General features: G+C 63.8%; 21 protein-coding genes. 11 read left to right on the top strand and 10 right to left on the bottom strand.

What is annotated here, in order from left to right:
* Positions 1 to 51: 51 nt before the first annotated feature.
* The 4 genes from J2Z17_RS05060 to J2Z17_RS05045 are packed head-to-tail and all read right to left on the bottom strand — an operon-like array spanning position 52 to position 3,462.
* Complete coding sequence (locus J2Z17_RS05060; protein ID WP_209942793.1) at positions 52 to 1,026, bottom strand: branched-chain amino acid ABC transporter permease; 975 nt, start codon at positions 1,024 to 1,026, stop codon at positions 52 to 54.
* On the bottom strand, positions 1,023 to 1,931 hold the full coding sequence (locus J2Z17_RS05055; RefSeq protein ID WP_209942791.1) for a branched-chain amino acid ABC transporter permease: 909 nt from the start codon (positions 1,929 to 1,931) through the stop codon (positions 1,023 to 1,025). The genes J2Z17_RS05060 and J2Z17_RS05055 overlap by 4 nt, the downstream gene beginning before the upstream one ends.
* Positions 1,928 to 2,674: an ABC transporter ATP-binding protein gene (locus tag J2Z17_RS05050; RefSeq protein ID WP_209942789.1), complete on the bottom strand. Its 747-nt coding sequence runs from the start codon at positions 2,672 to 2,674 to the stop codon at positions 1,928 to 1,930. Before J2Z17_RS05050 ends, J2Z17_RS05055 begins: the two co-directional genes overlap by 4 nt.
* Entirely contained in the window at positions 2,671 to 3,462 is a 792-nt protein-coding gene (locus J2Z17_RS05045) for an ABC transporter ATP-binding protein (protein ID WP_245223894.1), read from the bottom strand. Before J2Z17_RS05045 ends, J2Z17_RS05050 begins: the two co-directional genes overlap by 4 nt.
* A 112-nt stretch (positions 3,463 to 3,574) precedes the next feature.
* On the opposite strand from J2Z17_RS05045, the gene J2Z17_RS05040 reads away from it, so the two are divergent.
* The 6 genes from J2Z17_RS05040 to J2Z17_RS05015 all read left to right on the top strand — a co-directional run bounded on the left by J2Z17_RS05040 (position 3,575) and on the right by J2Z17_RS05015 (position 8,134).
* Positions 3,575 to 4,327 carry a GntR family transcriptional regulator gene (locus tag J2Z17_RS05040; protein ID WP_209942785.1) on the top strand — a complete coding sequence of 251 codons (753 nt, stop codon included), beginning with the start codon at positions 3,575 to 3,577 and terminating at the stop codon, positions 4,325 to 4,327.
* Positions 4,324 to 4,812, top strand: coding sequence for a DUF3830 family protein (locus J2Z17_RS05035; RefSeq protein ID WP_209942783.1), 489 nt, complete (start codon positions 4,324 to 4,326; stop codon positions 4,810 to 4,812). Before J2Z17_RS05040 ends, J2Z17_RS05035 begins: the two co-directional genes overlap by 4 nt.
* Complete coding sequence (locus J2Z17_RS05030) at positions 4,809 to 5,168, top strand: TIGR04076 family protein (RefSeq protein ID WP_209942781.1); 360 nt, start codon at positions 4,809 to 4,811, stop codon at positions 5,166 to 5,168. The genes J2Z17_RS05035 and J2Z17_RS05030 overlap by 4 nt, the downstream gene beginning before the upstream one ends.
* Entirely contained in the window at positions 5,165 to 6,220 is a 1,056-nt protein-coding gene (locus J2Z17_RS05025; protein ID WP_209942779.1) for an aldo/keto reductase, read from the top strand. The genes J2Z17_RS05030 and J2Z17_RS05025 overlap by 4 nt, the downstream gene beginning before the upstream one ends.
* A 100-nt stretch (positions 6,221 to 6,320) precedes the next feature.
* On the top strand, positions 6,321 to 7,583 hold the full coding sequence (locus J2Z17_RS05020; protein ID WP_209942777.1) for an ABC transporter substrate-binding protein: 1,263 nt from the start codon (positions 6,321 to 6,323) through the stop codon (positions 7,581 to 7,583).
* Between the two features lie 158 nt (positions 7,584 to 7,741).
* Positions 7,742 to 8,134, top strand: coding sequence for a GFA family protein (locus J2Z17_RS05015; protein ID WP_209942775.1), 393 nt, complete (start codon positions 7,742 to 7,744; stop codon positions 8,132 to 8,134).
* Between the two features lie 51 nt (positions 8,135 to 8,185).
* Here J2Z17_RS05015 and vapC read toward each other — a convergent pair whose 3' ends face one another.
* Positions 8,186 to 8,587, bottom strand: coding sequence for a type II toxin-antitoxin system tRNA(fMet)-specific endonuclease VapC (gene vapC, locus J2Z17_RS05010; protein ID WP_209942773.1), 402 nt, complete (start codon positions 8,585 to 8,587; stop codon positions 8,186 to 8,188).
* Positions 8,587 to 8,817: a type II toxin-antitoxin system VapB family antitoxin gene (gene vapB / locus J2Z17_RS05005; RefSeq protein ID WP_209942771.1), complete on the bottom strand. Its 231-nt coding sequence runs from the start codon at positions 8,815 to 8,817 to the stop codon at positions 8,587 to 8,589. The genes vapC and vapB overlap by 1 nt, the downstream gene beginning before the upstream one ends.
* 260 nt (positions 8,818 to 9,077) lie before the next feature.
* Here vapB and J2Z17_RS05000 point away from each other — a divergent pair, with 260 nt between their 5' ends.
* The 5 genes from J2Z17_RS05000 (at position 9,078) to J2Z17_RS04980 (ending at position 14,029) form a co-directional block, all read left to right on the top strand.
* The gene (locus J2Z17_RS05000) at positions 9,078 to 10,361 is read left to right on the top strand and encodes a cysteine desulfurase-like protein (RefSeq protein ID WP_209942769.1); all 1,284 of its coding nucleotides are present in this window, start codon (positions 9,078 to 9,080) and stop codon (positions 10,359 to 10,361) included.
* Positions 10,362 to 10,493: 132 nt separating this feature from the next.
* Positions 10,494 to 11,291 (top strand): ABC transporter substrate-binding protein, encoded by a 798-nt coding sequence (locus tag J2Z17_RS04995; RefSeq protein ID WP_209942984.1) that lies wholly within the window; start codon positions 10,494 to 10,496, stop codon positions 11,289 to 11,291.
* A gap of 93 nt (positions 11,292 to 11,384) precedes the next feature.
* Positions 11,385 to 12,059: an amino acid ABC transporter permease gene (locus J2Z17_RS04990; protein ID WP_209942765.1), complete on the top strand. Its 675-nt coding sequence runs from the start codon at positions 11,385 to 11,387 to the stop codon at positions 12,057 to 12,059.
* A gap of 112 nt (positions 12,060 to 12,171) precedes the next feature.
* On the top strand, positions 12,172 to 12,858 hold the full coding sequence (locus J2Z17_RS04985) for a GntR family transcriptional regulator (RefSeq protein WP_209942763.1): 687 nt from the start codon (positions 12,172 to 12,174) through the stop codon (positions 12,856 to 12,858).
* Between the two features lie 55 nt (positions 12,859 to 12,913).
* A complete protein-coding gene (locus J2Z17_RS04980; RefSeq protein WP_209942761.1) occupies positions 12,914 to 14,029 on the top strand; it encodes an aminotransferase class V-fold PLP-dependent enzyme in 1,116 nt (371 codons plus the stop codon).
* Positions 14,030 to 14,032: 3 nt separating this feature from the next.
* Here J2Z17_RS04980 and J2Z17_RS04975 read toward each other — a convergent pair whose 3' ends face one another.
* The 4 genes from J2Z17_RS04975 to repA form a co-directional block, all read right to left on the bottom strand.
* Entirely contained in the window at positions 14,033 to 15,322 is a 1,290-nt protein-coding gene (locus tag J2Z17_RS04975) for an NAD(P)/FAD-dependent oxidoreductase (protein ID WP_209942759.1), read from the bottom strand.
* A gap of 108 nt (positions 15,323 to 15,430) precedes the next feature.
* Complete coding sequence (gene repC / locus J2Z17_RS04970; protein WP_209942757.1) at positions 15,431 to 16,645, bottom strand: plasmid replication protein RepC; 1,215 nt, start codon at positions 16,643 to 16,645, stop codon at positions 15,431 to 15,433.
* A gap of 313 nt (positions 16,646 to 16,958) precedes the next feature.
* On the bottom strand, positions 16,959 to 18,074 hold the full coding sequence (gene repB, locus J2Z17_RS04965) for a plasmid partitioning protein RepB (RefSeq protein ID WP_209942755.1): 1,116 nt from the start codon (positions 18,072 to 18,074) through the stop codon (positions 16,959 to 16,961).
* 2 nt (positions 18,075 to 18,076) lie between these two features.
* Positions 18,077 to 19,324, bottom strand: a complete 1,248-nt coding sequence (gene repA, locus J2Z17_RS04960; RefSeq protein WP_209942752.1) for a plasmid partitioning protein RepA — start codon at positions 19,322 to 19,324, stop codon at positions 18,077 to 18,079.
* Positions 19,325 to 19,332: the final 8 nt, after the last annotated feature.

Genomic DNA, 19,332 nt, shown 5'->3' with positions numbered 1-19,332 from the left:
GGGTGGCCATGCCCTCCACCATCGATTTACCCCGCCACGAGCGCTCCCGCCTCAGCCTCCCGCCTTGCTTTCCGCCACCGCCGCGCCTGCCGTTCGTCTGCGCCTAATCCTCTCGCCCAATATCCCCTGCGGGCGCACGAGCAGAATGACGCAGAGCATGACGCCGATGGCGACGATCTGCAGGGAGGCGGCGCGGGCCTGCTGGTCTGTCGGCACGAAGACCGAGAGAACCGCGCCGGATCCGGCCCAGATCGCCCAGACGAGGATGCTGCCGAGCAGCGCGCCGCGATTGCTGCCCGAGCCGCCGACGATCAGCATCACCCAGACCTGGAAGGTGAGCGTCGGCAGGTAGTTGTCGGGCGCGATGAAGCCGATGAAATGCGCCTGCACGGCGCCGGCAAGCCCCATCACCGCACCGCCGATGGCGAAGGCCTGGACGCGGTAGAAACGGGCGCTCTTACCGAGCGAGACGGCGGCCGTCTCGTCCTCGCGCAGCGCCCGCAACACCCGGCCCCAGGGGCTTTTCGACAGATGCTCGAGCCCCAGATAGGCAAGCACCACCACCACCACCACCGTGCCGAGCATGGTAAGGTTGAACCAGAACGGCGTGGAGGCGAGTTCCCCGAAGGGGCGCGGGATGAAACCGACACCGAAAGGGCCACCGGTCAGGCTCTGGGTGTTGAGCGCCACGAGCTGGACGACGACCGCGACGCCGAAGGTGGTGATCGCCAGATAGTCGGCGCGCAGCCTCAGGGTAGCGATGCCGGTGATTGCCGCGGCAATGCCGGCCGTCACCATGGCGGCAAGCCAGCCGGCCAGGATCGGCCAGTCGAAGCCGCCGAAGCGGGCTGCATCGTCCGGCGTCGTCAGGATTGCCGAGGTATAGGCGCCGATCGCGACAAAGCCGGCAACGCCGACATTGAAGAGGCCCGTCAGCCCCCATTGCAGGTTGAGGCCGAGCGTGATCAGCGAAAAGATCAGCGCCGTCGTCAGGAAGAAGGCGCCGTAGCCGAGAAGATCGATCATCGTTCCTTCACTCCGAAAAGGCCGATCGGACGAACGAGCAGCACCGCCATCAGGATGACGAAGGAGACCGCGGCGCGCCATTCCGCGCCGATCAGCTGGACAGCCGCGGCCTCGCTGATACCGATGATCAGCCCGCCGAGCACCGCGCCCGGAACGCTGCCGATGCCCCCGAGGATCGCGGCCGCAAACATCGGCAACAGCATGTCGAAGCCCATCAGCGGGCGGATCTGCACGAGAATGCCGATCATCACGCCGGCGACGCAGGCGAGCGCCCCGCCGGTCATCCAGGTGATACGGACGACGCTCCGGACATCGATGCCGACAACCTTGGCCAAGGCAGGGTTCTGGCTGACGGCCCGCATGGCGCGGCCGGACTGGGTGCGGGTCATCATCAGATGCACGGCCGTCACCAAAATGACGGTGAGGATCAGAAGGGCGATCTGGTCGGGTGTGATACGAATGCCAAACCCGATCGGCATGGCGATCTGGATTGCCCGGCTGAAATAGGCGGGCCTGGAGGTGAAGAGAAATTCGAGGAAATTGCGCAGCGCCATCGAGGCCCCGAAGCTTGCCATGACGACGATGATCATCTGCCCTTTGGCCCGCAGCCTGGAAAACAGCACCTTGTCGAGGGCGATCGCCATCAGTCCGATCAAGACCATGGCGATCAGCAGCGAAACGATCAGCGGCCAGCCGAAGGAAAGCGGCTTCAGCGGCGCGACCTTGCCGAACAGCGCACCGATGAGGCCAAGCACCGTCAGCGTCGCATAGGCGCCCCAGGCCATCAGGTCGCCATGGGAGAAGTTGGAAAAGCGCAGGATCGAATAGGTGAGCGTCACGCCGATGGCGCCAAGCCCGATCATCGCGCCGGTGAGCGCGCCATCGACGATGAATTGCGGGTTCATGGGGCACTCCCGTCGGACTTTTTGGCGCGCTGGCCGAGATAGAGTTCGGCGACCACCGGATCGTTCCAGAGCGCGGAGGCGATACCCTCGTGCTCGTCCTTCCCCTCGACCAGCACATAGGCGCGGTCGCCGATCGCAAGGGCTGCCCTTGCATTCTGCTCGACCAGCAGGATGGTCATGCCGTGGCCACGGATGCGCGACAGCATGTCGAAGACCATCGAGACGAATTTCGGCGACAGGCCGGCCGAGGGCTCGTCGAGCACCAGCAGCGTCGGGCGCACGATCAGCGCGCGCGCCACCGCCAGCATCTGGCGCTGCCCGCCCGAAAGATTGCCGGCCGCCGTGCGGCGGCGCTCGGCAAGATCGGGAAAGACCGCATACATCTCCGCGATCCTGGCCGGGATCTCCTTCTTCGGCAGGATGGCGGCCGCCACCTTCAGATTGTCCTCGATGCTCATCAGCGGGAAGATGTTTTCCGTCTGCGGCACGAAGGCGAGCCCGCGGCGCACCATCTGGTGGGCGGGCACGGTGGTGATGTCGTCGCCGTCGAGATGCACGGTTCCGCCGCTGACCGGCACCAGACCGGCGATTGCCTTGATGAAGCTGGATTTGCCGGCGCCATTCGGGCCCAGCACGACGACAATCTCGCCTTTGTCGACCCGGATAAAGGCCCCGCGCACGATCGGCACGCCGGGCTCGTAGCCGGCAACCAGATCCTTGACGAGAAGTACCGGCTGCGTCATGCGGCACCTCCCAGATAGGCTTCGATGACCCGCGGGTCGGTGGCGACCTGCTGTGCCGTGCCCTCGCACAGCAGCTGGCCGCTCGCCATCACCAGCACCCGGCCGCAGAGCCGGCTGACCATGTCGATATTGTGCTCGATCAGCAGGAAGGAGATGCCGCGCCGGTTGATCTCCGTGATGCGGTCGATGATGACCTCCAGAAGCGTCGCATTGACGCCGGCCGCCGGTTCGTCGAGCAGGACGATCGCCGGGTCGGCCATCATCACGCGGGCCAGTTCCAATAGCTTGCGCTGTCCGCCCGACAACACCTTTGCCGGCTCCGATTCCAGCCGCGACAGCAGGACGAAGTCGAGAAGCGCGCGGGCCTTTTCGACCGCCGCCCGCTCCTCGGCCGCGACCCGCCGGGGGCTGAGGAAATTGGCAATCACCCCCTCGCCGGTCTGATTCTGGCGCGCCAGCAGGACATTGTCGATCAGGCTGAGTTGCGGGAACGGCCTTGGAATCTGGAAGGTGCGGCCGAGACCATGGGCGATGCGCCGGTGGGCACTCTGGCCCGAGACATCGCGGCCATGGACCGCAATCCGGCCCGAGCTCGGCTTCTGGCTGCCGGCCACCAGATCGAACATCGTCGTCTTGCCGGCCCCATTCGGCCCGATCAGGCCGAGAATCTCGCCCTTTGCGAGATTGAAGGACACATCATCGACGGCCACCAGCCCGCCATAACGCTTGCTGGCATGGCTGACGGACAGCACGGTTTCCGGCCCCGAGGGGCCACTTGCCGCAATCATCATTCCCCTCGCTCGTTTTTGAGCTGCAGTTTTTTGATCTGTGATCACACTTGTTTTGATCACGTTATTGAGGTTTAAAATATCTCGCAACCCGAAAAGTGCGAGGGAGAGGATGCAAGACTGGCAAGCCCAGCCGCCGGACGGCACGCAGTCCCTGCAATTGTCCCCGATCCAGCGGGAGACCGTGCAGGAACGCGTCTACAAGGAGTTGCGCCGTGCGCTGATCTGCGGCCTGTTCGAGCCGGAACAGGTTCTGACCATTCGCGGCCTTGCCGATGCGATGATGACCAGCACCATGCCGGTGCGCGAGGCGCTGGGGCGGCTGATCAGCGAAAAGGCGCTCGAGGCGCTGCCCAACCGGTCGGTGCGCGTGCCGCCGGTCACGCTTGCGCGGCTGGAAGACCTGTTGCGCACCCGTATCCTGATCGAGGGAGAGGCAATCGCGCTGGCCTGCGCCACCATGGGGCCGCGGGATCTGGCGCGCCTTAGCGATATCCTTGCCGAATGGGACGATGTGCGCGGGCTGAAGGAACCGAGCGATTTCGACCGCGAGGCGACGCTCAACCAGAAATTCCACTTCGAGATCTATCGCTGCAGCGGTTCCTCCGTGCTGCTGCCGATGATTGAAAGCCTGTGGCTGCAATCCGGGCCCTGCACGCGCTATGCCGCCTATGCCTTTTCCCGCGCTATCGACGGCCGCGCCACCGAGGATGTCGGCTTTTACCACCGCGCCATGGTCGATGCCCTGAAGGGCCGCGACGCACAGGCCGCCCGCGCAGCCCTGGTGACCGATATCAGCCGCCCCTTCGCGTTTCTGCGCGACCAGATCCTCACATCCGACGAAAAGACTGCGAGCAAAGCATGACCGAGCGCACCATCCTGATCCGCGAGGCCCGGTCCGGCCTCTCTCTGACCGCCCCGCTGCTTTATGACAAGGCGCCGGACAATGCAGCCTTCCTCTGGGAATACCTGGCGGTCGAGCGCACGGTTCCCGGCCTGCACGCGATGTGGACCGGCCCGGAAATCTCCTGCCCCATCCCCTCGGCCCATCTGGACGGCGCCGGTTATGCCCATCCCCTGCCGCCGGAAAACGCCACGCTCCACCCACAGCCGGGCGACATCGTCATGGCCTATGTGCCGGCCCGCATGTGGGGCGGCAGCCCGAACCCGATCTTCGACATCGGCCTGTTCTACGGCCCGGGTGCCCGCATGCTGTTTCCGATCGGCTGGCTTGCCGGCAGCGTGGTTGCCAGGGTGCCGGCCGGAGACATCGCCCATTTCGCCGAGGCCTGCGGCACCATCCGCCGCAACGGCGCCTGCGATGTCGTCTTCTCGCGGGGCGGCGCATGAGCGGGACCGACGACAGCTTCGAACTCTACGATCTCCGCGTCGAGGCGGTGATCCCGAAGGGGAAGCCGATCTATTGCGGCGCGCGCGAGGGCGATCATTTCGAACTGCGCGGCGAGATGCTGCATCTGCCCGACGGCCAGGGCTTCTCGATCTATTCGATCGCCGCCGTCCTGCCGCTGCTCGCCGCCAAGCAGCGCGACACCCACCCGAACGACTGGATGACCTCGGATGCCGAGATCGCCTGCCCCGACCCCAATTGCGCCAGCCGGCTGAAGATCATCCGGCTGAAGCGCCGCCGTTTCAGCCATGCCGAGACGACAGCGGTGCCGCTCCCCGATGCAAAGGATGACGCATGACGACCCAGACCTTCGAACTTGCGCCCGGCTACACCATTCCGCGGGTCATTCGCGGCGGCTGGCAACTGGCCGGCGGCCATGGCGAAATCGATCGCGAACAGGCGGTCCAGGATCTGGTCGCCGCCTTCGATCTCGGCATCACCACCTATGACTGCGCCGACATCTATACCGGCGTGGAAGACCTGATCGGCGCGGCGCGCCAGCATCTGAAACAGACGCGCGGCGCGGCGGAAGCCGCCCGCATGCAGGTCCACACCAAGCTCGTGCCCGACCTCGACGTGCTTGCCAATATCAGCCGCGACTATATTCGTGGCATCGTCGACCAGTCGCTCGGCCGGCTGAAGACCGACCGCCTCGATCTGGTGCAGTTCCACTGGTGGGACTACACGCTGCCCGGCCATCTGGAGGCCATGCACTGGCTGAAGGAGCTGCAGCAGGCCGGCAAGGTGCGCAATCTCGGCACCACCAATTTCGACACCGACCACCTGGCCGGGATCATCGACAGCGGCATTCCGCTGGTCAGCCAACAATTGCAATATTCGGTGCTCGACCAGCGCCCCGCCAAGCAGCTGGCAGCGCTTGCGGAAGACAAGAATTTCTCCTTCCTCTGCTACGGTACGGTCGCCGGCGGCTTTCTCGCCGATCGCTGGCTCGACCAGCCGGAACCGGAGATGCCGCTCGAAAACCGGTCGCTCGTTAAATACAAGCTGATCATCGACGATTTCGGCGGTTGGGACCTGTTCCAGTCGCTGCTTGCAGTCCTGCGGCAGGTCGCCGACCGTCACGCGACCGATATCGCGACGATCGCCAGCGCCTGGGTTCTGCGCCAGCCCCATGTAGCCGCCGTCATCGTCGGTGCGCGCAATCGCGCCCATGCCGAAGCCAATGCCAGAATCATGGAGATCGCGCTGTCTAAGGCCGACATGGCCGAGATCGAGGCGGTGATCGCGCAATCCGCCGGGCTCGAGGGCGATGTCTACACGCTGGAGCGCGACCGCAGCGGCCGGCACGGCAATATCATGCATTACAATCTGAATGACGGGCGCGTCTGACGCGCCTCGCCCGCGACACCGGCGGCCGGCACCTGGACGCCGCCGGGAGACTGAAATCAGGCCTGCAATCGAAAAGTCCATTCCAAAAAGGGGAACGTCAATGAACAGGACACTTGCATTGCTCACCACCGCGCTCGGCCTCGTCATGGCCGCCGGCGCCGCCAACGCCGCCGACTGCAAGATTACCGTCGGCATGGTCATGGAACTGACCGGCCCGGCCGGCGAATACGGCCAGGCCGGTGCGAAATCGGTCGAGATGGCCTTCCATGACATCAACGAGGCCGGCGGCGTACGCGGCTGCGACCTCGTCACCGATACCCGTGACAGCCAGAGCCAGGGCAATGTCGCCGTGGATGCCGCGACCCAGCTCGTGCAGGTTAAGAAGGTGCCTGTGATCATCGGCGGCATCATCTCCTCCGTCACCATCCCGATCCTGACCTCGGTCACGGCGCCCGCAAAAGTCGTCCAGGTGTCGCCTGCCTCCTCCTCGCCGACGCTGACGGCGCTTGGCCGCGACGGCAAGACCAACGGCATCTTCTTCCGCACCATCACGTCTGATGCGCTGCAGGGTGTCGCTGCGGCCAAATACGCCATCGACCAGGGTTTCAAGAAGCTGTCGATCATCCATGTCAACAACGACTTCGGCGTCAACATGGTCCAGGAATTTTCCCGCGCCTACAAGGCGCTCGGCGGCGAGATCGTCTCCGACACGCCCTATAACGAGAAGCAGTCGAGCTACCAGTCAGAAGTCACGGCCGCCATGGGCGGTGAGCCGGACGGCCTCTATCTCGTCAGCTATCCGGTCGATGGCGCCACCATCGCGCGCGCCTGGATCTCGCAGGGCGGCCCGCAGAAATTCCTGCTGAACGACGGGATGAACAGCCCGGATTTCATCGAGTCGGTCGGCGCCGACTATCTGAACGACGCCTACGGCACCTCGTCCGGCACCAGCCCGACCAAGTCGACCGAATATTTCAACGCCAACTACAAGACCTTCTCCGGCGGCATCGAGCCGTCCAACCCGGCGGCCGACCGCTCCTATGACGCCGGCGCCATTGTCGGTCTTGCGATTGCGGCCGCAGGCTCCGACAAGCCCGAGGACATCCGTGACGCCATCTTCAAGGTCACCGACCCCAAGGGCGAGCCGATCTATGCCGGCAAGGAGGAATTTGAAAAGGCGCTCGGCCTGATCAAGGACGGCAAGCCGATCCGCTACGAAGGCGTCATCGGCCCGGTCACCTTCGACAAGCTCGGCGACATCACCGGCCCCTTCCGCCTGTGGAAGATCGCCGACGGCAAGGTCGAGACCACCGGCGAAATGACCACCGACGACGTCACCGCCCTGCAGGACAAGATCCAGTAAGGGTCCGTAGATTGCATTTGCGAATTGGGAGAAGGCGTCGGGAAACCGGCGCCTTCTCGTTATCCGGACGTGTCAGCAGCTCCCCACCCGGTGCTACGGCCATTTGATCACCTCATTGCGAGCGCCTAAGCTGATGCACCAATGTAGGGAGGATCAGCATGGAAGAGCGACATGTGGGCGGTTGCCTTTGTGGCAGCGTGCGTTTTGAGGCGAGCGGCAAGCCCTATCGCGTCGGGCTCTGCCATTGCCTCGATTGCCGCAAGCATCATGGCGCGCCGTTTCATGCCTCCGCGATCTTTCCCGAGACCGCCGTATCCGTCGAGGGCGAGACACAAGCCTACAAGGGGCGCCACTTCTGTCCGCGCTGCGGCTCGTCGGTGTTCAGCCGGACCGGTGACGAGGTAGAAGTCAATCTCGGCGCGCTCGATACTTCGGGCCAGTTCACACCGACCTATGAACTCTGGACCGTCCGCCGAGAGAGCTGGCTCCCGCCAGTTCCCGGCGTCCATGGCTACGAGCGCGACCGGGACGAGACAAAGCGGACGGAATAGGCCCGCCGCTTTTCAGCCGCCCGGAGACCGTCGCGATCTCTGCACACGCGGCTAAACTGACCAATCCTCGACACGCAAACCGGGCACACGATCAAACTCGCGCCGGTTATTTGTCACCAAGACCAGCCCGCGGGAGCGCGCATGCCCTGCGATCAGCTGATCATAGGGTCCGATGGGCGTACCGCTCCGGGCAAGCTCTGCCCGCAGCTGACCTGTATGGCTTGCGGCAAAGTCGTCATAGGGCAAGACCTCAAGGCGTGCCGCAAAGCCTTCTACGACAGCCAAATTGCGTTCTGGACTGGCCGATTTTTCTGCCCCGTATATCAACTCCATCAGGCTGACGGAGCTGATGCAAAGCTGATCCTGGTGGCGATTGAAGGCCTCGCGCACCTTTTGCGGCCGGTTCTTGATCGTGAAAATGCAGATATTGGTGTCCAGCATGTATTTCAGCATCAGAACGCTTCGCGCTCCTGCAAGGCAGGCTGATCCCGTTCATCCATGAAATCGGGTGTCGCCTCCGCCCCCTCGAACCAACTGTCCCAGATTTCACCGGCGGGTGCTATCACCCGGGTACGCCCGACCGCGACGATATCCACACGCGTGACATCATCGGGCATGGCAACCGCTTTTGGCAGCCGGATGGCCTGGCTGCGATTGCTTCGAAAAACTGCACCACGCTCCATGAAAGCCCCCTTCCGCGATCCCTTAAGGCACATCCAAAAAATGGGCTTGGGATCGGGATATGTCAATGGGATATACCTGCGTTCCTTTCAGGACACGCAGAGTGACCGCTGGTGAGCGCAATTTCGGACACACCAAGCACCAGAAATTGCCGCGCGAGATAGTTGAACTCTCAAATATCTTGTGATCAAATCATCAAAACTTGACGAAATCACATGCCCCGCATGGCTACGGTCAGCGGCAAAGACCTACAGGATCCGACATGAACCTCCAGACGTCGCCGCAGCACCAGACCCTTCGCAACAGCTTTCCCGTCGATGAAATCCGCGCCCTGTTTCCGGCCATTGAAAAGGCCGGCGATTTCATCTTCCTGGAGAATGCCGGCGGGGCGCAGGTGCCCCAGACGGTGGTCGATGCCGTGACCAACCACCTGATCGACGCCAATGTGCAGCGCATGGCCCGCTACGAGCACAGCCAGAAGGTGGATGCGAATCTGGACGCCGCGCGCGAGAGCGTGGCCACCCTCGTCAATGCCTATCGCCCCGACGAAATCTCCTTCGGCCTCAACGCCACCTCCTTCATCCGGCTCGTCAGCCTCGGCATTTCGAAAATGCTGTCGACCCGTAACGAGATCGTCGTCACCGACATGGACCATGACGCGAATATCGCCACCTGGACCGCGCTGGAGGCGGACGGCGCAAAGATTGTCTGGTGGCACATGCGCGAGGATGGCACGCTCGACCCGGAAGACCTCAAACCCCTGGTCAATGAAAAGACGCGGCTGGTCGCCTGCACGGTCACCGCCCACTCGATCGGCACCATGGTCGATGTCGCAGCGGTCGGCCGCATCGCCCATGCAGCGGGCGCCGAGGTCTTCCTCGACAGCGTGCATTACGGTCCGCACGGCCTGATCGACGTCCAGGCCTGGGACTGCGATTATCTGGTCTGCTCCGGCTACAAGAACTTCTCGCCGCATATGGGCTTCCTCTGGGGCCGCTACGACGCGCTCTGCCGCCTGCCGACCTTCAAGGAAGATTTCATTCCCGACGTTCCCCCCTACAAGATCGAGGTCGGCACCTTCCCTTACGAGAATGTCGCCGGCATGGATGCCGCCGTCCGCTACCTGGAAAGTGTCGGCGAACGCTTCCTGCCGGCCGGAGAGCATAGCCGTCGCGAGGCGCTGACGGCCGCCATGGCCGCCATCCGCGCATACGAGCTGACGCTTGCCGCAGAAATGATCGCGGTGCTGAAGCGCCACGATGCGACGATCTACGGCATCTCGGACGAGGCGAGGTTGTCCCAGCGCGTGCCGACCATCTGTTTCAACATCCCCGGCGTGAGCCCGCAGCTTCTTTCCGCCGAGCTCGGCAAGCGCCGCATCGGCGTGCGCGACGGCCACATGTTCGCACCCCGCCTGATGAAGCGGCTTGGTCTTTCCATGGAAAGCGGCGCTGTGCGTGTCTCGCTCGTCCATTATAACAAGGTCGAGGAGATCGCCCGCTTCGAGGCGGCGCTGGCCGAGATCATCGCCGCGCGCAAGGGCTGAGCGGATCGCTATTGCGCCCGGACCATCACGCTTGAGATGGTCTCCCGGGCGTCACGGAAATGACGGCGGCAAGATCGCCGGCAGACTCCATGTCGAACCCGGCATGGGGGACCAACCAGAGGGAGACCAACAATAATGCTGACCCGCCGCAATACCCTGATCATGGCAACCATGCTTGGCCTTGCCGCCGGCGCCTTTTCCGCAAAGGCCGCCGATAGCCTGCAGATCGGTGCCTATCCCAGCAATCCGCCGTTTGAGTTCAAGAACGAGAGCGGCACCTTCGAAGGTTTCGAGGTCGACATCGCGACCGAGGCCGCCAAGCGCGCCGGCCTGACGCCGGAGATCGCCGATTACGGCTTCCAGGCGCTGTTTGCCGCCACCAGTTCCAAGCGCATCGATGTCGCGATCTCCTCGATCACCATCACCAAGGAACGGCTGCAGTCGCAGTCCTTCACCCAGCCCTATTACGATTCCGACATGGGCGTCGCCACCAAGGACGGCAGCGATATTGCAAGCGTCGACGCGCTCAAGGGCAAGGTCGTCGGCGTCCTCTCCGGCTCGACCGGCGAGAAATGGGTCAAGGACAACCAGGCCGACAAGGGCATTTCCGACGTGAAGGGCTATAACGCCCAGCAGGACATGTTCCTCGACCTGGGAGCCGGCCGCGTCGACGCTGTCGTATCCGACATTCCCGGCATGGAATACCTGTTCACCAAGATGAAGGGATTCAGCGTTGCCGCCCGGATCAAGACCGGCGAGCAGTATGGCCTGATGATGGCCAAGGATCACCCGCTGCTGGGCAAGCTGAACGACGCGATCACCGCGATGAAGAAGGACGGCACGATGGTCAAGATCCACGAGAAGTGGTTCGGCTCCGCGCCGGCTGAGGGCTCGTCGACGGTCACCGAACAGCCGATCCCCAAGGCGTGAACCCGGCGCCGATCCGGTAAGGATTGCCCGCCCGTTATGGAGCGCATCCCATGATGCGCTCCACCCCCTCCTGTCGCTCGAAAGTCGGCGCCCATGACCCTGACGGAAACCTTCTTCAACACCGATGTGCTCTGGGCAAGCCTGCCTATCCTGATGCGCGGTCTGGTCAACACGCTGGTGCTCGGCCTGCTCGCCATCCTGTTCGGGGTCTCCTGCGGCCTCCTCATCAGCGTCGTCAGGCTCTACGCGCCAAAGCCGCTGCGGCTGCTGACCGTCGCCTATATCGACGTCTTCCGCGCCATGCCGGTCCTGGTGGTGCTGATCCTCGTCTACTATGCGCTCCCCTTTGTCGGGATCCGGTTTTCCGCCTGGACCTCGGCGGTGCTCTCGTTTTCGCTGGTGATGGCGGCCTATTCGGCGGAAGTCTTCCGTTCCGGCATCGAAAGCGTCCCGGCCGGCCAGTTCGAGGCGGCGGCAGCGCTTGGCGTGCCCTTTCCGGTGGCGCTGTGGAAGGTCGTGCTGCCGCAGGCGATCCGCATCGTCATACCGCCGACCACCAGCAATTGCGTCTCGATGTTCAAGGACACGGCCCTTGCCTCCACCGTCGCCCTGCCCGAACTCCTGAAGGAAGCGCAGGACGCCCAGGCACTGCACGCCAATCCGACACCCCTGATCGGGGCGGCGATCATCTATCTGGTGTTTCTCCTGCCGCTGGTCCGTCTCGTCGGCATTCTGGAGGTCAGGTTCCGCAAGGAGAAGACCCGTTGATCCCCTGCACTCGGCTTGACTCGCCCCTTTGAAGACCACAAGACAAGGTGAGCTCCCCTATACTTTGGCACGCAAAGCTTATTGCAGCGAAACCTGAAACGAGATGGGAAAGATGCACAACACAGGACTGTCGAAAGTCTCTTCCAGGGTCACGGTTCAGGACGGCGTCTACGAACAGCTGCGCCATGCGCTGATGTGGGGCCAGTTCGAACCGGACCAGGTGACGACGATCGCATCGCTGGCCGCGGAATTCGGCACCAGCCACATGCCGGTGCGCGAGGCGCTGCGGCGGCTGGCGGCCGAAAAGGGCCTGGAGATCGGCCGCAGCGGTTCGGCCCGGGTGCCCGCCGTCTCCCGCGAGCGTCTCGACGATCTCTGCCGCGCGCGAAAGGCGCTGGAAGGGCTGGCGACCGAACTGGCGGCAGAGAGGCTTTCTGACGAAGAGATCGAGCACTGCCTGAAACTGGCCCGCGAACACCAGGCGCTGGGCATCGACGGTCAGGTCTACGAGATGCTGCGCAAGAACCAGGAATTCCACTTCGCCATCTATGAGAAATCCGGCTCGGAAGTCTTGCCGCAGATGATCGAGACACTCTGGCTGCGCTTCGGCCCTTATATGCGCATGCTCTCCGATCTGGTGAAGCAGCAGATCGACGCCGGAACCATCCATCCCTATTCCACCTATCACTACGAGATGATCGACAGCTTCCGCAAGGGCGACGGCAAGACGGCGGCCGCCCTGATGGTCAAGGACATCGAGGCCACCCAGGCGCTTCTGCAGGACATGTGCCCGGCGTGACGCCACCCTCGGCCCGCCTTTCTCTTTTTCATAACGCTTTCCGGACCTTACGCGCATGGCCTACTTCCTCTATCACTCGATCGGCACCTTTCCCGGCAAGGCGGAGACGATGGGCGCGGCACTCGCCCGGTTTTCCACGATCTGGTCGGCCGAAGACGACGGGCAGTGGCCCGAGGCGCTCACCTTGCGCGCGCGCTTCATTCGGGGATGGGAGACGCTGATCGGCGCGCCCGCCGGATCGATGACCACGGTCGAGAACGTGACGCTCGCGCTCTACAGCCTGATCGGCGCTCTGCCGGAGGAACGGCTGAAGGGCAAGCGTGTGCTTGCGGCGGCCGACTGTTTTCCAAGCCTGCATTTCCTGCTTGCCGGTCTGCAGGACCGCTTCGGTTTCACGCTCGACACCGTGCCGATGCGCCAGGGCGAGAGCTATGTCCGTGACGAGGATTTCCTGCAGCACTGGGGCGAGGATGTCGGACTGGCCCTGGTCACCTGGGTGTCCTCGACCACCTCTAAGCGGGCCGATCTTGAAACGCTTTCCGCACACGGCAGCCGCATGGGCTCGATTGTCGTTGCCGATATCACCCAGGGCGTCGGCATTCGCCCCTTCGAGGTCGCCGATCTCGATGTGGTCGTCGGATCCTCGCTCAAATGGCTCTGCGGCGCGTCGGGCGCCGGCGCGCTCTATGTGCGGCCCGATCTTCTGGCGCGGTGCAGGCCGGAACTGCGCGGCTGGTTCAGCCAGCCCAATCCGTTTTCCTGGGATCTCGATGCTTTTTCCTATGCCGATGACGGCAGGCGCTTCGATCATGGCACGCCGGCCGTGCTGGCGGCCATCGCCTCACTGCCGGGCCTCGATTTTGTCCATCAGACAGGTGTCGAAGCCCTTGCGGCCCATAATCTTATGCTGACCGAAATGATTGTCGAGGCCGCGCGTGCAAGCGGACTGGCGCTTTCGTCTCCGACCGATCCCGAAAGCCGGGGCGGCAGCGTGATGATCCGCGTTACGGATGCCGCGCAGGCGACGGGCATGCAGGCAGGATTGCGTAAAAACGGCATCTATTGCGATTGCCGAGGCGCCACATTGCGGTTTTCGCCCGGCAATGTGACGACGCGTGACCAGACGACAGAGCTCTGCGATCAGCTGGCGCGTTTATCTGGCCACCGCTGATGCTCAGCCGTGCCACCAGTCCGAAAGTCTGGCCTGGGCAAGGCCTGCAGAGGCCGCAAGCGGCGTCAGCCGGTGGAAGGGCAGGTTTCGCGGGCTCAGAAGTGGCACCGGAAGGCTGGCGGCACGCTCTCCGAGGGCGGCGCGCGCCAGAACCCGGCCGAGTTGCCCCGTCATCGCGATCCCCCGGCCATTGCAGCCGATCCCGCCGATAAATCCCGGACCATATTCGTGGATGCGCGGCAGGAAATCGGGGGTCATCGCCGCAACGCCGCTCCAGACGATCTCGATCTCGGGACGGGCCTCCAGCCTCAGCTCGTGCACCAGCCGATCGATGACCGCCTTGCCGACGCGTTCCGGGGCGCCGCGCGGATTGATCGCCATGCCGCCGCTGATCAGCCTATTGTCGCGGTCCAGCCGGTAGGTGAAGAGATTGAGCCGTGTGTCTCCGACCGGCCGACGCCTCGGCGCAATCCGCTCGACGACCGTATCGGAAAGCGGCCGGGTTGCGACCTGGTAGACCCGCAGGGGCACCACGGTCCGCCCGAGGCTCGCTGCAATGCCGTCGGTAAAGGCATTGGTCGCCAGAAGCACGACATCGGCTGCGATTTCGCCACCGGCGTAACCGACCTGCCACCCCTTGCCGGTCTTTTGCACCGCCTGCACCGCGGCCTGTTCGCGGATCAGGCCGCCGCACCGGGTTACCGCCTTTGCCAGCCCGAAGAGGTAGTTCAGCGGATGGATCGTGCCGCCGCTCTCGTCCAGCAGACCGCCCTGATAGATCGCCATGCCGGTTTCAGCTTCGATTTCGTCCGCCGAGAGAAAGCGCACCGGGCGTCCAAGCCTCTGCCAGGTTTCGGCCCGGCGCCGCAGCATGTCGGCCGCCTTTGTTCCGTAAGCCGGCTGCAACCAGCCGACCTGCCGACCGTCGCAGGCGATCTGTTCCTGGCGTATCGTCGCAAAGACCGCGTCGCCGCCTTCGGCTACCAGTTGCAACAGTGCTTCGGCCTTAGCTCCGGGCAATTTGCGGCGCACGGCATCCGGATCGGCCTTGGCAAAATTCGGCACGACGAAGCCGGCATTCATGCCGCTTGCGCCTTCACCGATCAGCGACTGCTCCAGCACGACGACGCGTTTTCCGGCTCTTGCCAGTTCCAAAGCCGCCGTCATTCCGGTAAAACCGCCGCCAATGACGACAATGTCGGCCGTCTCGGGCAGTCCCGTCGTGGAATAGTCCGAGGCAGCATTCGCCGTCATCGTCCAGAGCGTTTCCTGCCGCCACTCTCGCATGCTCATTTCCGGTTCGTCCGCATTGCCATCGACCCCTTGACATAGCCCGCGCTGATCACGTGATCAAACGCCAAGCGCCACGCCTATGCGCTTGTTCACAGGCAAGCATCGGTGTCATTCGGTTCGGCGTTCCAGCGCCTGCAGCATCGGAAAGATGGAGAACTGCCCGGCTTGCGCCTTGCGGGTCAGATCCCGCAGATAACCGCCCGGCGAACGGATGATATCGGCCCGTTCGAGCAGCGCCGCCATGACCACGGCTGCCGCCTGCTCGCCCATCGCCGCGCGCGCCTTGCCCCAGGCATCCGGCGAGACACCGAGCATCGAACGCACGAGATCGGCGGTTTTCACCAGATCGGCCCAGTTGCGGATCCCGCCCTGTGCATAATCGGCAATCTGCGGGCAACTTGCCATCACCCGCTTGAGGCTTACCGCCAGACGCTCCGGCTTCGGCGGTTCATCGGGAATGACGCCTTCGCCACCTTTTGACTCATAGCCTTTTGTTTCAAGATGTAGGTCTGCATTTGAATTCTGATAATGGCGCTCAGTTTGATCGTCATTGGCGCTCAATTCCTGTTCACTGAGGGAATTCAGGTAGGCAGTCTCCACCTCGCCACGCAGCGTCACCAGGGTGTCGCGGGTGCCGTTCAGCGTCTCGAGCGACGCGTGGCGAACGCCCGCCAGGTGCGCAGCCCCCAGCCGTTCGAGATAGGCGACCCAATCGCCCTTGCGACCCTCTTCCAGGGCGATCTCGATGATCTTTGCCATGTCGCGGCGATGGAGCGTGATTTCAGCCTTCACGGTGCGGATCGCACGGGCCAGCAACCGTGCCTCCTCGGCGTGCCGGTAAATCTCGCCGGCCTTCAGGGCCAGCGGCGCCAGATCGAAGCCGAAGGCATCCTCAACCAGCCCCTTGTCGTCGCGCCGGCAGAAGCGCTTGCCATTGGCGCTGTCACGGCGAAAGATCAGCCCGGCGTCGACCAGAGCCGCCAGGTGCCGGCGGATGGTGGCAGGCGCCATGCCGCGGGCCCGCAGCGCCAGCTCACGGTTCGACGGAAAGACGATGATCGGTGCACGGCCATCCAGCAACCGTTCGGTGGTGAAGGAGACCAGCGCTTCGAGCAGCATGATGGTCCGGTCGCCCAGACCGTAGACCTGGCGCGCCTCGGTCAGCGCGCGCAGCAGCTGCCATTTGTCGGCCTCCCCGCTGTCATTGCCGCCCTGCCCTTCGGCCAACGCTTTCTGGCGGTCTTCAACCGCCTTTTGTCTGCTGAAATGGCGCGCAGTCATGCGCCCGCCGCCAAACGGCGTCGTTGCAAGTCTCTCGATCATCGTCAGGTCCCCTTCATCGAGGAGACAAGGCGGACCTTCAGCGCAGACACCACCGACAACCGGAACCATGCGGACCGGAGGCAAAGACTCGGACACGTTGAAATTGACGCAATAAATCAGGCCCGGCGCGGCGCAAACCGACGTCGACTCTTGACTTTGCCCGTTGGAAGTGATTCTCTCAAATTGCTACATCGAAGAGGGGACTTCCGAAATGGTGACGTTTTGGGGTCCTTTTTTCTTGTCTGCTCGCCCTTCCTCTCTCAGGTGATACGGATAAAGCGGCGCAGGGTTTTCCTGCACCGCCAGCGAAATCCTATTGGCCCTTCGCCTTGGCGAAGCGCGCATGTTCCTCGACAATCAGTTTCGAGATTGCCTCAATAAATTCGGGATCGGTATCGGCGACGAATTCGATCTTCGCTGCCTTGCCCTTGCGGTTGATCCGCGCCAGCAGCATGCCGTCCGCGCCGAGGATGGTTTCATCCGCCGGCTTAGGCCTAACCCATCGACGGTTCAGGCGATCAAACAGCATCTTGAAGCGCTGGTCGGTATCGGCCTTCAGGAACGGGGCGGAGTCCGTCTCCTGGTAAGCCTTGGCCAGAGCACCCTCGCCGCCTTTGGTAAAGACCTCGCCGAGCGCCATCCAGCGCTCGCGGCCGGTCTTCGGCGCCGGGCCGATCGCCCGGGCAAAGTGATGCGGCACACTGTCGGCCACCTGCAACAGACGCGACAACTCGCTCTTCTGCACGGCAAGCGCCTCACCGATCAGCTTGCGGTCGAAGCCGCGCTCGACAAGGGCCGCCGCAAACAGCGCCCGCTCGATGAAGGACAGATTGCGGCGCTCGGCATTCTCCTTGCCCTGCGCCAGCACCAGATCGTCATCGCTGAGCGCCCGCACGATCGCCTTGACCGGCTGGCCGAGCCGCACTGACGCCTGCAGCCGTCGATGGCCATAGGCGACCTGGAAGCGGCCGGTCTTTTCGGGATGCGGGCGCACGAGGATCGGCACCTGCTGGCCGCTCTCGCGGATGCTTTCGACCAGCGTCTCGAAATCCGGGTCGTCGGTAGCCCCCTTGCTCAGGCGATCGGACACGAAGGAGCCGTCGATCCGGTCTGTTTCGAGCGAGACGATGCGCTCACCCTCTTCCAGAGCCTGGCGCAGCGCACGCGCCTCCTCGGCCTCGCGGGTAATCGAGCCGAGCGACAGGCCCATGGCCTTGACTGCGCCCGAGGCCGCGCGAGGCGCCGCCGGCGGAGCGGGCCTCGCAGCGGCTTCGGGTGCCGGGACGGGAGGAGGAGACGAGGCAGCGTCTCCATCCCCCTCCCCGGACTTCGAAACGATAGGGTCCGGTACGGACTTGATTTCCGGCGCCGGCGGCATCGGTTCGCCGAACAGCGCTTTCAACGAGTTCTTGCGATCGCGACCTGCCATGATCAGCGCCCCCATGCAGAATGTATCAAAGCCTCGATCTCGCCGTTGACGGCATCGAGCGCCTCTATCGCCCGGTCATAGGTGCCGCGCGAGAAATTTTCCCGACCAACCTCGTAAAGGGTCTGCTTGGTCAGGCCCGCATCCGAGATCGCGGTGGATTTCAACATCGGCGATGTCAGCACGCGTTCACCGAACAGCGAGCGCAGGAAGCCGACGATCTGCGTCTGCGGCCCGTCATGCGGCTCGAAACGGGTGACGAGATAGCGCAGGAAATCGAAATTGAGCGTGCCGCCAGCCTCGCGCACGACATTCAGCAGATCCGCCGTCATGAACAGGAACTGGCTCATCGAGGCGACGTCGAGCATTTGCGGATGCACGGTGACGACCACCGAGGTCGAAGCGCAGAGCGCCGACAGGGTCAGATAGCCGAGCTGCGGCGGGCAGTCGAGCACGACCACGTCGTAGTCGTCGGCGACGCTTTCGAGCGCCGATTGCAGACGGGTGAAGAACAGGCCGCTCTGGTCGCCGGGCTTGCGCGTCGACAGCGCGCGCGGCGTGGCATGCTCGAATTCCTGGAGCTCCAGGTTGCCGGGCACCAGATCGATATTGTGGAAATACGTCTTGCGGATGATGTCCTTCAGCGGACGGACATCGTCGTCATAGCGGATCGCGCCATAGACCGTGTCGTTGCCGACGAGGTCGAGTTCGGGCTGATAGCCGAACAGTGCCGAAAGCGAGGCCTGCGGGTCGAGATCGACGGCAAGCACCCGGTGACCGGCCATGGCCAGATATTGCGCCAGATGCACCGAGGACGTGGTCTTGCCCGAGCCGCCCTTGAAATTGGTGACCGAGATGACCTGCAGATGTTCGCCCCGGGCGGGATCGCGCCATTTTACATAGCCGCGCGCCTTGACCGCGTTGCCCTTGGAAAGCGCCTGATCGGCAAGGAAGCGACGGAGTGCGTCAATGTCCTCAAGCGAATAGGAGCGCCGTCCACCCGCGCCGACATCCGGCTGCGGGCCGTCGCCGGCAAGCGACAGCTGCCGCAGATAGCCGTCGGAGACGCCGACCAGCCTTGCGGCCTCGCCGGACGTGAAGCGGCGCAAGGTCTTTTGCGACGCGGGCGCATAGAGCCGCTCGCGCATCGCCTGCAACTGCGCCGACAGCGCCTCGGCGTCGGCCGCAATGGTTTCATCGGCCGGCCGCGCCGTCCCTGCCTGTTGATCTGTCATGCCGGACGGATCGACCATCCAATATC

The sequence above is a fragment of the Heterorhizobium halophytocola genome (assembly GCF_017873095.1).
Lineage (GTDB): Bacteria > Pseudomonadota > Alphaproteobacteria > Rhizobiales > Rhizobiaceae > Allorhizobium > Allorhizobium halophytocola.
This window is presented reverse-complemented; position numbering and strand designations above follow the sequence as displayed.

Excerpts from the sequence above, each read along its gene's own strand:
- J2Z17_RS05060 (WP_209942793.1), bottom strand. The coding sequence starts at position 1,026 with ATGATCGATCTTCTCGGCTACGGCGCCTTCTTCCTGACGACGGCGCTG.
- J2Z17_RS05055 (WP_209942791.1), bottom strand. The coding sequence starts at position 1,931 with ATGAACCCGCAATTCATCGTCGATGGCGCGCTCACCGGCGCGATGATC.
- J2Z17_RS05050 (WP_209942789.1), bottom strand. The coding sequence starts at position 2,674 with ATGACGCAGCCGGTACTTCTCGTCAAGGATCTGGTTGCCGGCTACGAG.
- J2Z17_RS05045 (WP_245223894.1), bottom strand. The coding sequence starts at position 3,462 with ATGATTGCGGCAAGTGGCCCCTCGGGGCCGGAAACCGTGCTGTCCGTC.
- J2Z17_RS05040 (WP_209942785.1), top strand. The coding sequence starts at position 3,575 with ATGCAAGACTGGCAAGCCCAGCCGCCGGACGGCACGCAGTCCCTGCAA.
- J2Z17_RS05035 (WP_209942783.1), top strand. The coding sequence starts at position 4,324 with ATGACCGAGCGCACCATCCTGATCCGCGAGGCCCGGTCCGGCCTCTCT.
- J2Z17_RS05030 (WP_209942781.1), top strand. The coding sequence starts at position 4,809 with ATGAGCGGGACCGACGACAGCTTCGAACTCTACGATCTCCGCGTCGAG.
- J2Z17_RS05025 (WP_209942779.1), top strand. The coding sequence starts at position 5,165 with ATGACGACCCAGACCTTCGAACTTGCGCCCGGCTACACCATTCCGCGG.
- J2Z17_RS05020 (WP_209942777.1), top strand. The coding sequence starts at position 6,321 with ATGAACAGGACACTTGCATTGCTCACCACCGCGCTCGGCCTCGTCATG.
- J2Z17_RS05015 (WP_209942775.1), top strand. The coding sequence starts at position 7,742 with ATGGAAGAGCGACATGTGGGCGGTTGCCTTTGTGGCAGCGTGCGTTTT.
- vapC (WP_209942773.1), bottom strand. The coding sequence starts at position 8,587 with ATGCTGAAATACATGCTGGACACCAATATCTGCATTTTCACGATCAAG.
- vapB (WP_209942771.1), bottom strand. The coding sequence starts at position 8,817 with ATGGAGCGTGGTGCAGTTTTTCGAAGCAATCGCAGCCAGGCCATCCGG.
- J2Z17_RS05000 (WP_209942769.1), top strand. The coding sequence starts at position 9,078 with ATGAACCTCCAGACGTCGCCGCAGCACCAGACCCTTCGCAACAGCTTT.
- J2Z17_RS04990 (WP_209942765.1), top strand. The coding sequence starts at position 11,385 with ATGACCCTGACGGAAACCTTCTTCAACACCGATGTGCTCTGGGCAAGC.
- J2Z17_RS04985 (WP_209942763.1), top strand. The coding sequence starts at position 12,172 with ATGCACAACACAGGACTGTCGAAAGTCTCTTCCAGGGTCACGGTTCAG.
- J2Z17_RS04980 (WP_209942761.1), top strand. The coding sequence starts at position 12,914 with ATGGCCTACTTCCTCTATCACTCGATCGGCACCTTTCCCGGCAAGGCG.
- J2Z17_RS04975 (WP_209942759.1), bottom strand. The coding sequence starts at position 15,322 with ATGAGCATGCGAGAGTGGCGGCAGGAAACGCTCTGGACGATGACGGCG.
- repC (WP_209942757.1), bottom strand. The coding sequence starts at position 16,645 with ATGATCGAGAGACTTGCAACGACGCCGTTTGGCGGCGGGCGCATGACT.
- repB (WP_209942755.1), bottom strand. The coding sequence starts at position 18,074 with ATGGCAGGTCGCGATCGCAAGAACTCGTTGAAAGCGCTGTTCGGCGAA.
- repA (WP_209942752.1), bottom strand. The coding sequence starts at position 19,324 with ATGGTCGATCCGTCCGGCATGACAGATCAACAGGCAGGGACGGCGCGG.